Source organism: Microcoleus sp. T2B6 (genome assembly GCF_036700475.1).
Lineage (GTDB): Bacteria > Cyanobacteriota > Cyanobacteriia > Cyanobacteriales > Microcoleaceae > Microcoleus.
Genome location: NZ_JAUBOZ010000080.1, coordinates 1 through 15,484, shown reverse-complemented (window position 1 = coordinate 15,484; position 15,484 = coordinate 1). Strand labels below are relative to the sequence as shown.

The 15,484-nt window shown below is 45.5% G+C and carries 12 protein-coding genes; 7 read left to right on the top strand and 5 right to left on the bottom strand.

Annotated elements, in window-relative coordinates; genetic code table 11:
- Nucleotides 1–19: 19 nt before the first annotated feature.
- A complete protein-coding gene (locus QUA00_RS26765) occupies nucleotides 20–523 on the top strand; it encodes a hypothetical protein (RefSeq protein ID WP_333411762.1) in 504 nt (167 codons plus the stop codon).
- A 113-nt stretch (nucleotides 524–636) separates the two neighbouring features.
- On the opposite strand, the gene QUA00_RS26760 is transcribed toward QUA00_RS26765, so the two are convergent.
- Both QUA00_RS26760 and QUA00_RS26755 read right to left on the bottom strand, forming a co-directional pair.
- Nucleotides 637–1,581: an FTR1 family protein gene (locus QUA00_RS26760; protein WP_333411761.1), complete on the bottom strand. Its 945-nt coding sequence runs from the start codon at nucleotides 1,579–1,581 to the stop codon at nucleotides 637–639.
- Between the two features lie 87 nt (nucleotides 1,582–1,668).
- Entirely contained in the window at nucleotides 1,669–2,886 is a 1,218-nt protein-coding gene (locus QUA00_RS26755) for a helix-hairpin-helix domain-containing protein (RefSeq protein WP_333411760.1), read from the bottom strand.
- Between QUA00_RS26755 and QUA00_RS26750 the strand changes: the two genes are divergently transcribed.
- On the top strand, nucleotides 2,885–3,016 hold the full coding sequence (locus QUA00_RS26750; RefSeq protein ID WP_333411759.1) for a hypothetical protein: 132 nt from the start codon (nucleotides 2,885–2,887) through the stop codon (nucleotides 3,014–3,016). The genes QUA00_RS26755 and QUA00_RS26750 overlap by 2 nt on opposite strands.
- Nucleotides 3,017–3,049: 33 nt before the next feature.
- Here the strand turns inward: QUA00_RS26750 and QUA00_RS26745 are convergent, their stop codons facing one another.
- Entirely contained in the window at nucleotides 3,050–4,054 is a 1,005-nt protein-coding gene (locus tag QUA00_RS26745) for a multicopper oxidase domain-containing protein (protein WP_333411758.1), read from the bottom strand.
- A 206-nt stretch (nucleotides 4,055–4,260) separates the two neighbouring features.
- On the opposite strand from QUA00_RS26745, the gene rppA reads away from it, so the two are divergent.
- The 5 genes from rppA to htpG all read left to right on the top strand — a co-directional run bounded on the left by rppA (nucleotide 4,261) and on the right by htpG (nucleotide 9,221).
- On the top strand, nucleotides 4,261–4,950 hold the full coding sequence (gene rppA, locus QUA00_RS26740) for a two-component system response regulator RppA (RefSeq protein WP_333223872.1): 690 nt from the start codon (nucleotides 4,261–4,263) through the stop codon (nucleotides 4,948–4,950).
- An 86-nt stretch (nucleotides 4,951–5,036) separates the two neighbouring features.
- Nucleotides 5,037–5,267 carry a hypothetical protein gene (locus QUA00_RS26735; protein WP_333103822.1) on the top strand — a complete coding sequence of 77 codons (231 nt, stop codon included), beginning with the start codon at nucleotides 5,037–5,039 and terminating at the stop codon, nucleotides 5,265–5,267.
- Nucleotides 5,264–5,611: a type II toxin-antitoxin system PemK/MazF family toxin gene (locus QUA00_RS26730; protein ID WP_333411757.1), complete on the top strand. Its 348-nt coding sequence runs from the start codon at nucleotides 5,264–5,266 to the stop codon at nucleotides 5,609–5,611. The genes QUA00_RS26735 and QUA00_RS26730 overlap by 4 nt, the downstream gene beginning before the upstream one ends.
- Before the next feature lie 20 nt (nucleotides 5,612–5,631).
- Nucleotides 5,632–6,969 (top strand): two-component system sensor histidine kinase RppB, encoded by a 1,338-nt coding sequence (gene rppB / locus QUA00_RS26725; RefSeq protein WP_333411756.1) that lies wholly within the window; start codon nucleotides 5,632–5,634, stop codon nucleotides 6,967–6,969.
- A gap of 263 nt (nucleotides 6,970–7,232) precedes the next feature.
- Complete coding sequence (gene htpG / locus QUA00_RS26720) at nucleotides 7,233–9,221, top strand: molecular chaperone HtpG (RefSeq protein ID WP_333411755.1); 1,989 nt, start codon at nucleotides 7,233–7,235, stop codon at nucleotides 9,219–9,221.
- Between the two features lie 240 nt (nucleotides 9,222–9,461).
- Here the strand turns inward: htpG and QUA00_RS26715 are convergent, their stop codons facing one another.
- On the bottom strand, nucleotides 9,462–11,366 hold the full coding sequence (locus tag QUA00_RS26715; protein ID WP_333411754.1) for a response regulator: 1,905 nt from the start codon (nucleotides 11,364–11,366) through the stop codon (nucleotides 9,462–9,464).
- A gap of 436 nt (nucleotides 11,367–11,802) precedes the next feature.
- The gene (gene dpdE, locus QUA00_RS26710) at nucleotides 11,803–15,135 is read right to left on the bottom strand and encodes a protein DpdE (RefSeq protein WP_333411753.1); all 3,333 of its coding nucleotides are present in this window, start codon (nucleotides 15,133–15,135) and stop codon (nucleotides 11,803–11,805) included.
- Nucleotides 15,136–15,484: the final 349 nt, after the last annotated feature.

Sequence of the window (15,484 nt, the reverse complement as noted above, 5' to 3'; positions counted from 1 at the left end):
TCAGCAAGGAGTCAAACAAATGAAATCGCTTAAGTCAAATTTAATTGTTCTAGGTAGTGTTGGATTGCTGTTTTTGGGAGCTTGCAGTCAAGGCGACCAAGCAAGCGATCCAAATAACAGCCCGACATCCAATCCAGCAGCCTCTCAAACTGCGCCTTCACCTCCAAATGCTTCCCCGGCAGCAACAGCTAAAACAGAGCATACGAAAACATCTCAAGGAGGTCAAGTTGTCGAGTCTGGAGCTTATTACTTAGAGTTTCTAACTCAGAAACAAGCAACCGGAACTCACTTAGATCTTTATTTGAAAAAAGGGGACAAACGCGAAGCAGTTAGCGACGCCAAAGTCATCGCTCAAGTGCAGTTAGCGAATGGAACACAACAAAATCTGGAACTCAAATACGACGCTGAGGGCAAACATTACTACGGGATTTTTCCAGGTACAGAAGCCGGACAATATCCAGTGAAAGTGATAGCGGATATTAAGGGAGAAAAAGTTGACGGTCGTTTTACCTTCAATCAATAGATTGCTAATAACTAATGCGCTCTAACTTATGGGCGCATTAGTGATGAGCAACAAACAACTGCCTCCTGAATTTCGACTACAAAGCCGATCGCGTTTCGATCGCACTTAATTTCCTATTTCGTTACCTGAGTTTTCTTAAACGGAAAAAAGACTCGATCGGCCAAACTTTGAAAATAAATCCCGCCCACGGTAATTAAAAAGACGAAATAAGCGATCGCCTGCACCACATAAAGCTTCTCCGTGTAGCCAAACAACGCACTCAACAGCAAACCGGGAAACTTGTCTTCTGGAAGCATTTTTGAGGTATTCCAGACCATTGGGCCGAGAATGCAAGAGTGAATTTTAGTAAATCTTTCGTAATAGAAACACAGTGCTGCTGATTCGCGATTTGTTTGCGATAAAGTATTCATCGCGCTGTCAAAATTTCCCAAAGTAGATACTACTAATCCCGCTACAATAAAAAGCAATAAAATGCCCATATATTTGAAAAACAGGCGGATATTAATTTTGACTCCCCATTTAAACAGCAGGACACCAAGTCCGGTGGCTGAAAGTATTCCTCCCAAAGCGCCGATGGCTGGAATAATGCCTTGTTTAAAGTTAGCGACGACAAACAAAACGGTTTCAAATCCTTCGCGTAAAATAGCAATCAAAACTAAACTAAATACGCCCCAGCCGGCATGAGAATTTTGCGTTAAGGCGGCACTCACAGCGCCTTCGACTTCGGCTTTCATAAATCGCGCTTGCTTAGTCATCCAAATCAGCATCCAGCTCAGCATTGCTATTGCTATAACCCCAAAGGTGGCCTCTAGCAGCGATTCCATAATCGGTGCAAAAGGCTGATTGGATGCGGACAAAATTTGCATAGTCCAGCCGAAAAGTACACCTATCAAAGCGCTGGCAATAAGTCCAACCCCAACACCGCCGAAAACCCAAGGACTTAAATAACTTTGTCCTGATTTTTTGAGGCAAGCTAGAACGATGCCGACAACTAAGGCGGCTTCGACTCCTTCGCGGAGAGTAATTACAAAGGTGGGCAATGCTTCGCCAAAATTCATTTTTTTATGGTAGGAATGGGAGTGGTTAAGGAGCGAGGTAATTGGCAGATTATTTACCAATTACCGCTCTTGATGAGAATTGATTTTTTAGGAGGCTGGTTTGAGAACTTTTTGGCTGTCGCTTTCGATAGTTTTAACTAGCTTGGTGACTTCTTCGGTTGTTTTTACGGGCGCGGGGGGTGCGATCGCCGTTGGCCAATTTGTCTTCAGTTCAGTCATGTTGGCAACAATTGCTTTGTCAATTTCCGGGCTAGTTTTAGCCACTTGCTCGGCGATATCTTGGTACAGGTTTTCCGCGTACATGACAAAACCCCGCGAATCTTGATATTCAATAATTGCGGAAATTTTGCCGTTAGCAACTGCCGCTCCGTATTCGGAATTAGCTGTATCCAGCAAGCCGTTAATCACTTGCAGCACGAATTTCGGATCTTTTCGCTGCGCTTCGGGAAGAGCGGCAATTGCTCCATCTACAGCTTGCATCGATGTGTCAAATTCCGCAGTCACTTGAGCCGGGTCTTTTGCACCCGCTTTAACTAAATCCTGCAATTTAATTAAAGTAGTCTTAAATTCGGGAATTTTACGCTCGTTTAGCTGATCTTCCACATCGGCATAAATTTCTTCGACTGGATGCCCGATGTGAGGTTCTGCCTGGTCTGGTTTGCCTTGATCCAAGAGTTCTTTTGCTACGATAAGATGCCCTTTCATCAATCCCATTTTAGTCATGAAGTCTACATCTTTGGCTTCACCTGTGAGGACGACATCTTCAATAGTCACCATGTCTTTAATTTCGTCGAATTGGGGTTGAGTAATGACATTTTTTGATACCAATTCTTCGACTTTCCCGTAAGGACGGCTGGCTTGAATTTTGTTAGAAAGTGCCGGTATTCCTAACTTGGCTTCGAGTTTATCTAACTCTGAAAGAATGGCAGTATTGATGTTGATGCCGCCTTTGCCGCCGTGATTCCCGCTGTGACCGCTTGTGGCTGCGGGACTGGCTGTAGCAGCGGGTGAGGGTGTGCTGTCGGTGTTGCTGGCTGTGGGGGAAACGCAACCGGCCAGAGCAACGAGGATGGCTGTAGCAGCGGCGGTAGATAATAAACGATATCTTGCAACATTTGCAACAACCCTGCTACGGGCGGGCGAGACGCCCACCCCACAAGAAAAGTCATTGTTTGTGGAACAGGCATCTTGCCTGTTCTTGGGGACGCCCACCCCACAAGAAAAGTCATTGTTTGTGGAACAGGCATCTTGCCTGTTCTTAAGAATGGTGCAAGATGTGAGTAATAAACGAAAAGTTGATAACATGGCTGTTGCTAATTTTTACGTGATGTGCATTTGGAGTCACAAGTTATTAAGAAAGATTCTCAATTATTTGCGAGCTATTCATTCTACCTATTTGCGAGAAAATTGGGTAGATAATTTAAGACTTTCTTAACTTTAATCGCTGTAATCGGGGAGCGCGATTGGTTTAAGTGATGACTTCAAATACCCCCATGCAGCCTGCTTCGGCGATCGCATCTTGATGGGGATGAAACATAAATTTTCCAGCGTAGCCGTAGGTAAATTCTAAGATATGTCTTTCAGCTACTCCCATTGTAATTACATCGGTTCTTTCACTGGGAGTCAAAGTCATTCCTGTGCGATATACGTCAAAAAAGTTGGCGTGCAGGTGAAAAGTCACTGCCGCTTCGTACTCAATCATGTTGAGAACGTAAAGCCGGATTAGCTGATTTCGGTAAATAGGGATCGGGTTGTTCATGTAATAATTGGGCAACCCGTTAAAAGCGTATAGTTCGTTTTTTTTGTCGTCGTTTACATCGTATCCTCCCATGATTAACAAGATTTCATCGGCGGGAGGGCGGGGTTTTGGCGGATCGATGATGAACATTCCATAGAGTCCTTTACCTATATGACGAGTGACAGGCTCAATATGGCAGTGATAAAGATGCACTCCGTAGGGATTGGCATCGAATTCATAAATAAATACCGAACCGTGTTTCACTGGTTTAACGCCATCCATTTCGCTGGTATGAACGCCGTGAAAGTGCAGCGAATGAGAATCTCCGGCTTTGTTATAAAAAATGACGCGGATACGATCGCCCTCAGTTGCCCTCAATGTCGGCCCCGGCACGCGATTGTTCACGTTCCAGGTGTTGAAGGTGACGGCGCTGTTAAGTTGGACGATCGAAGTATTAGCTTCCATGCGAAATTCGCGTACCGTGCGCCCGTTTTCGCGCGTCACCGTGCCGTAATCAAAATCCCGCGCAATTTGCATGGGGTTGATATTGCTGATGGTGACTGCATCTGCGGGCATTGGCGGTACTCTCGCCAATGCCGATCGTTTTTGGGTCAAATTTTGCAATGCGATCGCGCCGCCCGCTACCCCAGCACCAGCTATTCCTAGCTGTAGCAGTTGGCGGCGACTCCAGCGCCCAGCCTTTCTAATGGCGGGATGATCGGATAAATCTGTCATACTTATTGAAAAAAATTATCAAAAATTTGATTGCGTTTGAGTATAAGACATTTCCAGCTTGTTGTCAATAATTGTCAACTATCATCTTTTTCTGCGAAATTAGAAAATTTCATGCTGATTTCATCTCAGTATGTGAGGTTAGATGTTGGGGTAGATGCTGCCGATCGGTAACAATGTATAAGGATTTACCGCTATAAATTAGAGTTATGAGAGTTTTGCTAGTTGAAGATGAGCCCGATTTAGGGAAAGCGATCGAGCGAACCCTAAAGCAGGAAAAATATATAGTTGATTGGGCCCTAGATGGCAATGAAGCTTGGGAATATTTAGACAGCCAGTGGACGCAATACACCCTCGCTATTTTTGACTGGTTGCTACCAGGATTGTCAGGATTGGAACTGCTGCGGAGATTGCGTGCTAAACATAGCGCACTGCCCGTTTTGATGCTGACAGCAAAAGACCGAATGGAAGATAAAGTTGCGGGACTAGATGCCGGGGCTGACGATTATTTAGTCAAGCCGTTCGGGATGGCGGAACTGTTAGCAAGGTTGCGGGCTTTGCAAAGGCGATCGCCCCAAATTCAGCCCCAACAGCTACAAGTAGGGAATCTCGTTCTCGACTGCGGAAATCGCACTGCTTGTCATCTCGATACCCACGGCAAAAACCAGATAATTTCGCTGACAAACAAAGAATTTCAACTGTTAGAATATTTTATGAAACATCCGAACCAAATTGTCACCACCGACCAAATTCGGAATCAGATATGGGAAGCAAGTGCGGATACTTTTAGCAATGTAGTAGCCGCTCAAGTGCGCTTGCTGCGACGCAAACTCGAATCAGTTGGCTGCGCGAATTTAATTGAAACTGTACACGGCGTCGGATACCGGATGAAAAATTAAAGTAGTAGGGGCAACGGCGGGGGGAATATACCTCGTTTCCCGTATCTGGCTATAATAGAGAAAACTCGATCGGAAAAATGACTGCCATGAAAGATTTAATCCAACAAGAGTTAGAAAAGCTCGATATAGAACAACTAAAACAAGTATTTGAATTTATTGCTTTCCTGAAATTTCGTGCCAAATTAGTTACTATTCCAGCAATCGATGAAACTAACTTAGCTGCACTCTACAGCGAATTTGCCGAAGAAGACCGACAACTTGCGGAACTCGGAATGAGCGAATATGCAGAACTCCTAAAACATGAGGATTTGGCATGACAGTCAGACGGGGTGAAATCTGGATTGCAGCCCTCGATCCTACGCAAGGTTCCGAACAGGCAGGTGTACGTCCCATAATTATTTTCCAGAACGATACTATTGCGAGATACACGACTACTGTTATCAGTATTCCTCTAACAACTAATCTGCGCCGTGCCTCTCTCCCTTCATGTGTTTTCATTCCCAGCGGTGAGGGAGGATTGACTCAAGATTCCGTTGCCTTGTGCCATCAAATGCGAGTTTTGGATAAAACACGATTGCGAAATAAAATTGGTGAAGTTAATCCCGAAATCTTGGTACAATTAGAAAATAATGTATTATTTACCTTGGGATATTTACCTTAAAAAAGAGCGCTCGAATCAATGTGAATCAAAATAAACTATTTAACCGAACTCGCTGGCAATTAGCCCTTTCCTATGCAGCAGTAATGGGTTTGATTTTAAGCTTGCTGGGATTGGGCGTATACGAGGCGATCGCCCACGCTCACTGGGTAGCCATAGACCGCGAATTAGAATCAGTAGCTGGGACGCTACACGACAGCCTAGAAACAAAATTGCAGCAGCCCGGACGCCTGGAACCAATAGTAAATGAACTTTTGCCAAACCTCCGCGTAATTGGAGTTAACGGCATTAAAGATAAAGAACAGTTGCCCGATCGCCATATTTTAAGCGCTATCAACCAAAGCTTTTACTATATCCGTTTATTTGATAATTCAGGAAATTTGATTGCTACAGCAGGCGCTTATCCCGAAGAATTGCCACCGACCTTTAACTCACAACATTGGCAAACAATCACTGACAGACAAGGCAATATTTATCACCAAATTTCTGTATTGCTGCACACCAATAATCAGGAAGATTGGGGATATTTTCAAGTGGGGCGGAGCTTGGAAGACTTCAACGATTATCTCAGTACAGTCAAATTAATTTTAAAGTTGGGATTGCCGACAGCATTAATTTTAGTAGGCTTTTCTAGTTGGTGGCTGGCAGGATTAGCCATGAAACCGATTTATGCTTCCTACAGACAAATTCAACAGTTTACAGCGGATGCTGCTCACGAATTACGGACACCTTTAGCGGCTTCGCAGGCGACAGTAGAATCAGCACTGTTGATGCCTCACTTGGATGAAAAAGAAGCGCGGGAAATTTTGCGAACTGTAGAGCGCCAAAACCGCAGATTGACTCAGTTAGTGGCTGATTTGCTGCTACTGGCTCGCATGGATAATCAAGCGATACGCGATCGCCCTCAATTGTGTTGTTTGAATGACCTTGTTAGCGATTTAGTAGAGGAATTGGCAGCTTTGGCGATCGCTTCTAAGGTAGCGTTAACATCCGAAGTGCGGGTGCAACAGCAATTAAATGTTGTCGGCAATTCCGACCAACTTTATCGCTTAGTTGCTAATTTAATTGTTAATGCCATTCAATACACTCCGCCTGGGGGAAAAGTAACAGTTATTTTAGATTGCAGCCACCAGGAGGCGATCGTTCAGGTGCAAGATACCGGTATTGGGATAGCGGCGGCAGATTTAGAGCGAATATTCGATCGATTCTACCGAGTCAACAGCGATCGATCGCGCCATACCGGCGGTTCGGGACTGGGATTGGCGATCGCCCAAACCATCGCCCGGGCACACCGCGGCAGCCTCAGCGCCCGCAGCGAATTGGGCTGTGGCAGCACCTTTTTCCTGCGATTGCCTTTGTGAGTTACCATGTGAGGGAAACCGAATCAGTTATTTCGGGTAATCCCTTTGGCAAAAGGTAGCACGATCGCCGAAAATCATTAAATAGTCATTAGTCCTCAGTCAGTAGTCAGTAGTCAGTAGTCAGTAGTTAGTAGTTAGTAGTTAGCAGCTAACAACGTATAACAGGAAAATTCAGCTCGACTAACAATTAATAACTAATGACCAATGACCAATGACCAATGACTAATCACGGTTCATTACCGACAAATACCTAGCGAAAAATTATGACAGTTTTAGAACAGGGAACAATCTCAATCCATACCGAAAATATTTTCCCGATTATCAAGAAGTCGCTATACACTGACCACGAAGTCTTCTTGCGGGAACTAATTTCTAACGCCGTCGATGCCATTGCTAAACTCAAAATGGTTTCTCGTTCCGGCGAATACAGCGGCGAGGTGGGCGAACCGCAAATCAACATAGCGATCGACAAAGAAAACAAAACCCTCTCAATTTCCGATAACGGCATCGGCATGACCGCCGATGAGGTAAAAAAATACATCAACCAAGTCGCTTTCTCCAGCGCAGAAGAATTTATTGAAAAATACCACGGCAGCGGCGAGGACGCAATTATCGGTCACTTCGGCCTAGGTTTCTACTCTTCTTTCATGGTGGCGAAGAAAGTAGACATTGATACTCTTTCTTACCAGGAAGGCTCCCAAGCCGTACACTGGTCTTGCGACGGTTCTCCGGCTTTTGAACTATCAGAATCTTCCCGCACGGAACGCGGCACTACTATTACTCTTACCCTCCAAGATGAAGAACAAGAATATGTAGAACCCAGTCGGATTAAGCAGTTAATCAAAACTTACTGCGATTTCATGCCCGTTCCCATCAAATTTGAGGGAGAGGAACTCAACAAGCACAAAGCAATTTGGCGGGAATCTGCCAGCAATTTGCAAAAAGAAGATTACTTAGAACTGTACCGCTACCTTTACCCGTTCCAAGACGAGCCGCTGCTGTGGGTACACCTGAATACAGATTATCCTTTTATTGTCAACGGCATTCTTTTCTTTCCCAAACTGCGGCCGGATGTCGATGTTACCCAAGGCAATATTAAGCTATTCTGCAACCAGGTTTTTGTCAGCGACCACTGCGAAGAAATTATCCCTAAATTCTTGATGCCGCTGCGGGGAGTTATTGACAGTACCGATATTCCGCTGAACGTTTCTCGCAGTTCTTTGCAAAGCAATCGCACAGTCAGGAGAATTGCTGATTATATTGCGAAAAAAGTGGGCGATCGCCTGAAAGAACTCTACCGCGACGACCGTGACGAATACATCCGCTGCTGGCAAGATATCGGCACTTTTGTAAAGTTTGGAACTCTCAACGATGACAAGTTCAAAAAGCAAGTCGAAGATATCTTAATCTACCGCAGCACCTACGAACCAACAGCGGACAAGCCAGAAACTGTAACGCCAGAAGTTCAGGTGCAAAGTGAGGAAGGAGATTTGTGGCAAGATGTCACTCCGAAGTCGGAAAATTCTACTTCGACGCAACCTTACACGACGCTGAAAGAGTATTTGGAACGCAATCAAAAACGCCATGAAAATCGGGTGTTTTATTGTACCGATCCGGCGTCTCAAGCAACTTACGTGGCAATGCACAAAAGCCAAGGTTTAGAAGTGCTGTTTATGGATTCTTTCATCGACACGCACTTTATCAGTTTCTTGGAACGAGAATACTCAGATGTCAAATTCTCGCGGGTTGATTCCGACATCGACGAAACGCTAATTGACAAAGAGAAAGAAGCGGAAATTGTCGATCCGGCGACGAATAAAACTCGCAGCGAACAAGTTCAAGAAATGTTCCAAAAAGCTCTCAACAAGCCGAAAGTGAACATTCGCACAGAAGCTTTGAAGTCTGACTCTGCGGAGGCGACGCCACCTGCGATCGTACTTTTGCCGGAAGCTTTGCGCCGGATGCGGGATATGACGGCGCTTTTGCAGCAGCAAGCGGCCGAATTCCCCGAAGACCACGTTTTGCTGGTGAATACCTCTCACCCGCTGATTCAAAATCTGGCGAGTTTGAGTCAGGGTGCGATTATTCAAGGCGGCGGCGAGTCTCCGTCGGCCCAGTTGGCGAGTATGATTTGTCACCACGTTTACGACTTGGCTTTGATGGCCCAGAAGGGTTTCGATGCTGAAGGGATGAAGGATTTTGTCGAGCGATCGAATCAAGTCTTGACAAAATTGACTGAACGTGCCATGTAATTACCCCCCCCACCCCCCCTTGCTAAGGGGGGGCTGTTTCATTCTCTTGTAGGGGCAATCCCCCCGTGGTTGCCCCCATGTCCCAAACGCCTGTGAAATCGTCTGTGGGTGGGGGCGGGCACGGGGGCACCGCCCCTACAAAAACCTTTTGGTGAGAATGAAACCGCCCTGCCCTTATTAAGGGGGCGCCGGGGGGATCGGATTCTACGGGGCCTCATAAAAAATTGGTATAAGTTGTATTTAAGTATTCCCACCCTGAAGTAAAGGACGACTGCGCCTGATTCGGCTGAATACCCGCGTGACTAATTCAGGCCCTAGTACCGGCTTGGTAATAAAATCATCGGCTCCCGCTGCAAAGGCTTGTTGGAGAGATTCTGGATCGGTATGGGCTGTCACCACCAAAATCGGTAAATTTTCCCATTGGATATCTTGTCGCACCACCTGACACAATTCTAACCCGCTGACGATAGGCATTTCTAGATCCAGCACTACTAAATCGGGCTCAGTGCGAATTAACACCTCCCAAAATTGCTGTGGTTCTTTGAGATTTGTCACCTCAATTCCCCAAGGAGTCAGTAACGCTGATAATTTAACCAGCATCACAGGGTCATCATCTACGATTAAGACTTTCGCTTCTGAAGTTTTGGGACTGGGTAAAACACGGGCGATGGCTCGAAAAATTTGCTCGGTGGTTGCAGGTTTGTGGAGAAATTGCTTAGCACCTAAGCGCGATACTGCCAAGCGATCGGCAAGGCTATCTCGTCCGGTAAAGACAATTATAGGCAGGTTAGGCGCTCGCTCGGTCAGTTCTCGCAGTAGCGTCAATCCATCTTCCTCTGTCTCTGCAAAGCTTAAATCTAGTAACATCACATCGGGCATTGACAAAGCAAGACGCGATCGGGCAGCAGTAATATTCGGCGCAATTTTCATCCGCAATCCCCAAGCTTCGGATTCTACTTTCAATCGCTCCGTTAATGCAGCATCATCATCAACTACCAAAACCCGATAGTTGAAAGTTGAAATAGTAGAAACTGGTACAGCCGTTGATGTAATCGGTGTTTTGGCTAATTCCTGCTGTAATCCTGTCACCAATTCCGAGAAGCGGGTAATTTCCTCAGCAGTCAAAGAGCGATATTTTATTAGCAAATGCTCTGCCGAGCGTGCCAATTTCGAGCCTTCGGGATAACCAAAAGATCCCAGAGAGCCAGCTAATTTATGAGCTTCATGTTTGGCCGCTTGCTGTAATTCTGTTTCTAAATTTCCTGCTAATAGAGCAGTTTTTGCCTGTTCCAATACAGCAATTTGTTGGTTGAAGCATCCCCGAAACCGCTCTAACACTTTGTAGCTTTCGGACTTATCTACCCCGTGAGATTGATGTTTTTTGGTGCGCTCAATCCCAAGATTATTTGAACTAGACGATGCAGATTGGGGGTACGGTTTCAGTCGATAGCCCATGCCATAAACTGTTTCAATGATTTCTTCAGTTAAGCCGCCGGCCTTCAATTTCTTTCTGACATCCTTAATATGAGTGATAATGGCGCGATCGGTTGGTGCCTCATCAAATCCCCACAAACGATCCAAAATAGCACTGCGACTAAAGATGCGATCGGGATTTCGCAGTAATAATTCCAGCAGATTATATTCGGTCGGTGTCAGTGAAATTATTTGTTCGCAAAATGTCACTCTACCAGACTCTAAATCTAAACAAAGCTCTCCCCAAGTCAATGTATTAGCCGCTGAATTCTGAGTAGAACCTCCTGGGGAAAGTGCTTTACTGCGTCGCAATAAAGTTCGTATTCTTGCCAGTAATACTTCCGTAGCAAAAGGCTTGCTGATGTAATCATCGGCGCCCGCATCGAGAAGAGCCACCACCTCCGCATCTGAATCCTTTGCCGTCATTAACAGGATCGGTTTGTGGTAGCCTTGCGATCGAAATTGCCGACATAGACTAATTCCATCGAGTGTGGGAACCTGCACGTCTAACACAATTAGATCGTACTCAATTGCTGCTGCCAAGTCTAGGGCCACTTGTCCATCATTTGCCCGATCCAACCCGTAATGATTTGCTTCCAACACATTTGCCAGTGTTGCTCTCAGCCCTCCATCGTCCTCTACGAGCAGAATTTTTATTTGAGACTTCTTCATTTTGGCTGTGCGGTTTAATTTCCATGCGATCGACGCGCTTTGATGTCAGGCCGAAGCGTGGCTTTTAACTAAATCACTGCTACTCATTACTACTGCTTTTATCTTATCATTTTTGCAGTCCCATAACCTAAAAATTGCTGTCACTTCCGCAGTTTATACCAATTTAATGTGAAGTTGCACATATCTCGATCCCCCTAAATCCCCCTGATTGTTGGGGAGTAGGGGTTGACTTTGAGAAGAATCTTGTCCCACCCCCTACTCCCCTTATTAAGGGGGGCTAGGGGGGATCGAGATATGTGCAGCCTCATACAAAATTGGTATTAGATAAAACCGATCGCCCTTTCCTTCATCTGCGTCCATCCGCGTTTATCCGCCTGCATCTGCGGTTGCTAAAAAGCGATCGCCCCCAAAAAGAGCGATCGCCCTCCCAAACAAATTATCCCTCATCCTCCTTTACAGGAGGACGCCCAGAAATCACCATAAATCCCACAGACTCAAGAGTCATGTGCGGGCGGCGAATCCCAGCTAAAACCGCTTGACTCAACAAACTTTCCGTACTGATTTCATCAGCCAAAACCGATTCTAAAAGTTGTTCGGATTTAGAAAGTCGATTCAAGCGCAATTGCAATTGATTCACCCGGTTTTCTAGTTGGATAGCAGCAGTAACAGCAGATCGATCGCACATTTCCACAAAAGCCGATCGCCCGCGCAGCAATTCCTCGGATACCACCCGTCCCTTTTGACAAAAATCATCCCATTCTAGCGGATCGACAAAACTGTCAATCAGGGACGTGCGATTTTTCGACAAATTATAATCCCGATTTGGCCCGCCTTTCCCCTTATAAGCCCGCTGCAAAATCGCCAGAAGTTCCGCATCTTCCACCAGAGACATCTGCTCACTGCGAGCATCTACAAACACAGTTTCAAATATTGGGAGAAACAGAGCATCAGCGCGGCGCTGCAAAGCTTTCAAGTTGTAATTTTCGATGTTTTGTGCTTGCAAAACTTGCTCGGCTGGCTGCACATCAGTCTGGATTGAATAATTAAACTGAAAGCCGAACCACTCCTTCCCGGGCTCCGCATCCCAACTTTCATCATGCCGCCACATGGCAAAAGCTTGACCGCGATCGTCCCAGCGAATATAAGAGCTAATTGCATCGATCAATCCCTCACCAATGCGGTAAAGAGCAACATCCGCATTCTGATAAGCAATACGGCGATTGTAACTACCATATTGCTGGCAATAAGGAACCAATCTGGTCATCAAATCGTTCGAGGGAATTAACGTTTTTTGAGTAGGTTTATAGCGCATCAACCCCGATACACTCGGATGTTCGATTTGTTTGAAGTGAAGAGCTTGACACAACCAACCTTCAGTAGCCCGCTGCATTTCTTTATGCTTAGCATCGCAGTTGTCGAGAGATTCAAAATACTGAGATGCACTGTCATCAAGAGTATCAATTTCATCGAGAACGTACTGTTCGTCAATTTTGATTTTCTCTTGTGCGATTTCAGTTTTAATCGCTTCAATTTCGCTGGATAAACCCTTACCTCCCTCAGCAAACAACTTTTCTTCAAGTTTGAGAAGTTTTTCCTCAGCATAAAACTGAAGGCTGGCAATAGATTTGTTGAAGATATCAAACCCATCTTTTAAAACTTGAAACCAAGCTTCGTGGGGACTCTCCGGCAAATCCGGGCCTGCAAACAAACAAAATTGCACTCCCATTTTGCTGCCAATGCGATCGACTCTGCCGAGTCTTTGTTCTAACTGGTTGGGAAACCACGGCAAATCGAAGTGAACTAACCAATCTGTCAATTGCAGATTTACCCCTGCTTCCGCCGAGCGATCGCACACTAAGATAAAACAATGCGCTTCTGTCTTAAACCGCTTGAGACTAGCCTCAACATCATCAGCCGATTTGCTCGTGTCATGGCTGGCGATCGCATTTTTACCAAAGATTTTAGCTAAATTTTCCGCAATCTCTTTACAAGTTGCAGTAAAACTGGTAAAAATCACAATTTTCGGGAAACGCTCGCCGGGAATCGGCCGTTTAATTTGCTGTTGAATTCTCGACAGCAAATCGCGAGGTTTGCTGTGATACTCGCGCGGAACCTTCAAAGCAACTGCCAGAAATCGGAGAATCGCGATTCGTAACAAACTCAGTCGATCGAGTCCTTCCTGGGGCTTTTCCAGGGTATTGAGCAAGGTTTCCAGCATTTCCCTTTCTTCGGGAAACAGCGCCGTTTTGGTCAAAATTGCTGTGTCATTTTGTCCAAATTCGCGATCGAGTTCTGGAGTCGATTTTTTCTGCAAGCGAGCTTTGACAACCCGTTCTAAAACATTCAGCCAAGTACCAGAAGCGCGGAAAAATAGCAGAAAAATTCTCTGATATTCGCTCGACTTGGGAGCCACTGTGCGCCATTTATCGAGTACGGTTTGAATTTCCGACCACTGTTCATCATTCAGATCGTACTCAGTTTTGGGGACAGCATCTCGCTCGAAAATCACATCTTCAACCGCATCCCGGCGGTTGCGAAGGATGCGACGATGGAGGCGGTAGGTATCGCTAACGTGAGTGCGAATAGTTCGGACAAGCCGAGCCTGTTCTGCTGTTTCTTTAGTTTTCAAACAACTTTCTAACTCTGTTGCTAATCCGATTAAATAATCATCTTTGGCAAAAATAGTGCGGAGTTGAGCGAGTTTTGTTTGCAAAACAGCAGGCTGGGAATTTTCTCGGAAATCTAGCAAAGCGCGACCGATTTCTTGACGGTTTTGCACCTGTTCTTTGAAGCTTTCCAGGTCATCAAGACGGTAAGTTGTCGGATCTAGCAAATGCAGCATCGTTAGAAAATCTTGCTCGTGGCCGAGAACTGGCCTTGCAGATAATAACAATACATTTTTGCTTTTCTGAGCTAGTTTCTGACAGAGTTCAAAGGACTGCTGCTGAGCGCGATCGCTCGAATTTGCCATTGCCGCCACATCCTGCGCTTCATCAACAATCAGAAAATCGAGGTTAGCGTTGCGGCTAATTTGATTGATTTCGCTAACAGCAACAAGCTGCACTCTGTCAGCAAAATGAGACAAATAGAATTTATTTTCCAACTCCTGCCGCCACTGTTCAAGCAAGTATTTCGGAACCAGTACCACAGCGCGTCCGTTGGGGTCATCTAGCAGGAATTGGCGGAGAATTGTCCCGGCTTCTACTGTTTTTCCCAGTCCTGGTTCGTCGGCCAATAAATAGCGCACGATTGGGTCTTCTAGGACGCGCCGGACAACTTCAACTTGGTGCGGATAGAGGTCTATGTTAGCAGAAATTAAACCGGTCATGCCCCGGCTGACGGCCCGCTGTTCGATCGCAGATTGAACAAATGCCAATCGGCGATCGTGAAAATACGGCGTTTCTTGGCCTTTGACTGCTAAAATGTCGATCGGATCGGCGATCGGGATATTGCAGCGAACGTAAAGTTCGGTTTCAACAGCTTGCAAACTTTGGCTGTCGGGCAGGTCAATTTCGTACTCTAATTTATCTTCATCCCAATCATAAACTCGCCCAATTATCCATCTTTCCTGAGTGGTACTCCAGAGGTAGCAGCGGGTTTGGCGCTGAAGTCTAGCTTCTTGCAGTAGACTTAATGGCACAGTTTTGCGGATGCGGTTTTTAACTGAGCAAAAATATTCAACTACCGCCTCGGTACGCGATACCTCGACAACTTTTCCGACTCCCAAATCGCTTCGGGGCGATCGAACTAATGAACCAACATCAATCATAATTTCAGCCTGACAATACTTACTAGAATACACTAACGCCTTTCACGTTAAAAAATTTAGCAAAATGCGATTTTTGCCGCCGTCACTTTTCTAGTCAAATGACAGTCAATCTTGTATTCTGAGAAAAATCAGTTTAGCATGGTAACTCACATTTTGCACCATTCTCAAGAACGGGCAAGATGCCCGTTCCACAAAAGATAAATTTTTTTGTGGAACAGGCATCTTGCCTGTTCCTAAAAGGCTACTGGAGAATGGTGCAATCTATGAGTTAAAACTCACATTTTGCACCATTCTCAAGAACGGGCAAGATGCCCGTTCCACAAAAGATAAATTTTTTTGTGGAACAGGC

What these genes read in the sequence shown, in the direction of transcription:
- QUA00_RS26715 (WP_333411754.1), bottom strand. Translation starts at nt 11,366, where the DNA reads ATGAAGAAGTCTCAAATAAAAATTCTGCTCGTAGAGGACGATGGAGGG.
- QUA00_RS26730 (WP_333411757.1), top strand. Translation starts at nt 5,264, where the DNA reads ATGACAGTCAGACGGGGTGAAATCTGGATTGCAGCCCTCGATCCTACG.
- QUA00_RS26765 (WP_333411762.1), top strand. Translation starts at nt 20, where the DNA reads ATGAAATCGCTTAAGTCAAATTTAATTGTTCTAGGTAGTGTTGGATTG.
- htpG (WP_333411755.1), top strand. Translation starts at nt 7,233, where the DNA reads ATGACAGTTTTAGAACAGGGAACAATCTCAATCCATACCGAAAATATT.
- QUA00_RS26755 (WP_333411760.1), bottom strand. Translation starts at nt 2,886, where the DNA reads ATGTTATCAACTTTTCGTTTATTACTCACATCTTGCACCATTCTTAAG.
- rppA (WP_333223872.1), top strand. Translation starts at nt 4,261, where the DNA reads ATGAGAGTTTTGCTAGTTGAAGATGAGCCCGATTTAGGGAAAGCGATC.
- QUA00_RS26750 (WP_333411759.1), top strand. Translation starts at nt 2,885, where the DNA reads ATGGCTGTTGCTAATTTTTACGTGATGTGCATTTGGAGTCACAAGTTA.
- dpdE (WP_333411753.1), bottom strand. Translation starts at nt 15,135, where the DNA reads ATGATTGATGTTGGTTCATTAGTTCGATCGCCCCGAAGCGATTTGGGA.
- QUA00_RS26735 (WP_333103822.1), top strand. Translation starts at nt 5,037, where the DNA reads ATGAAAGATTTAATCCAACAAGAGTTAGAAAAGCTCGATATAGAACAA.
- QUA00_RS26745 (WP_333411758.1), bottom strand. Translation starts at nt 4,054, where the DNA reads ATGACAGATTTATCCGATCATCCCGCCATTAGAAAGGCTGGGCGCTGG.
- QUA00_RS26760 (WP_333411761.1), bottom strand. Translation starts at nt 1,581, where the DNA reads ATGAATTTTGGCGAAGCATTGCCCACCTTTGTAATTACTCTCCGCGAA.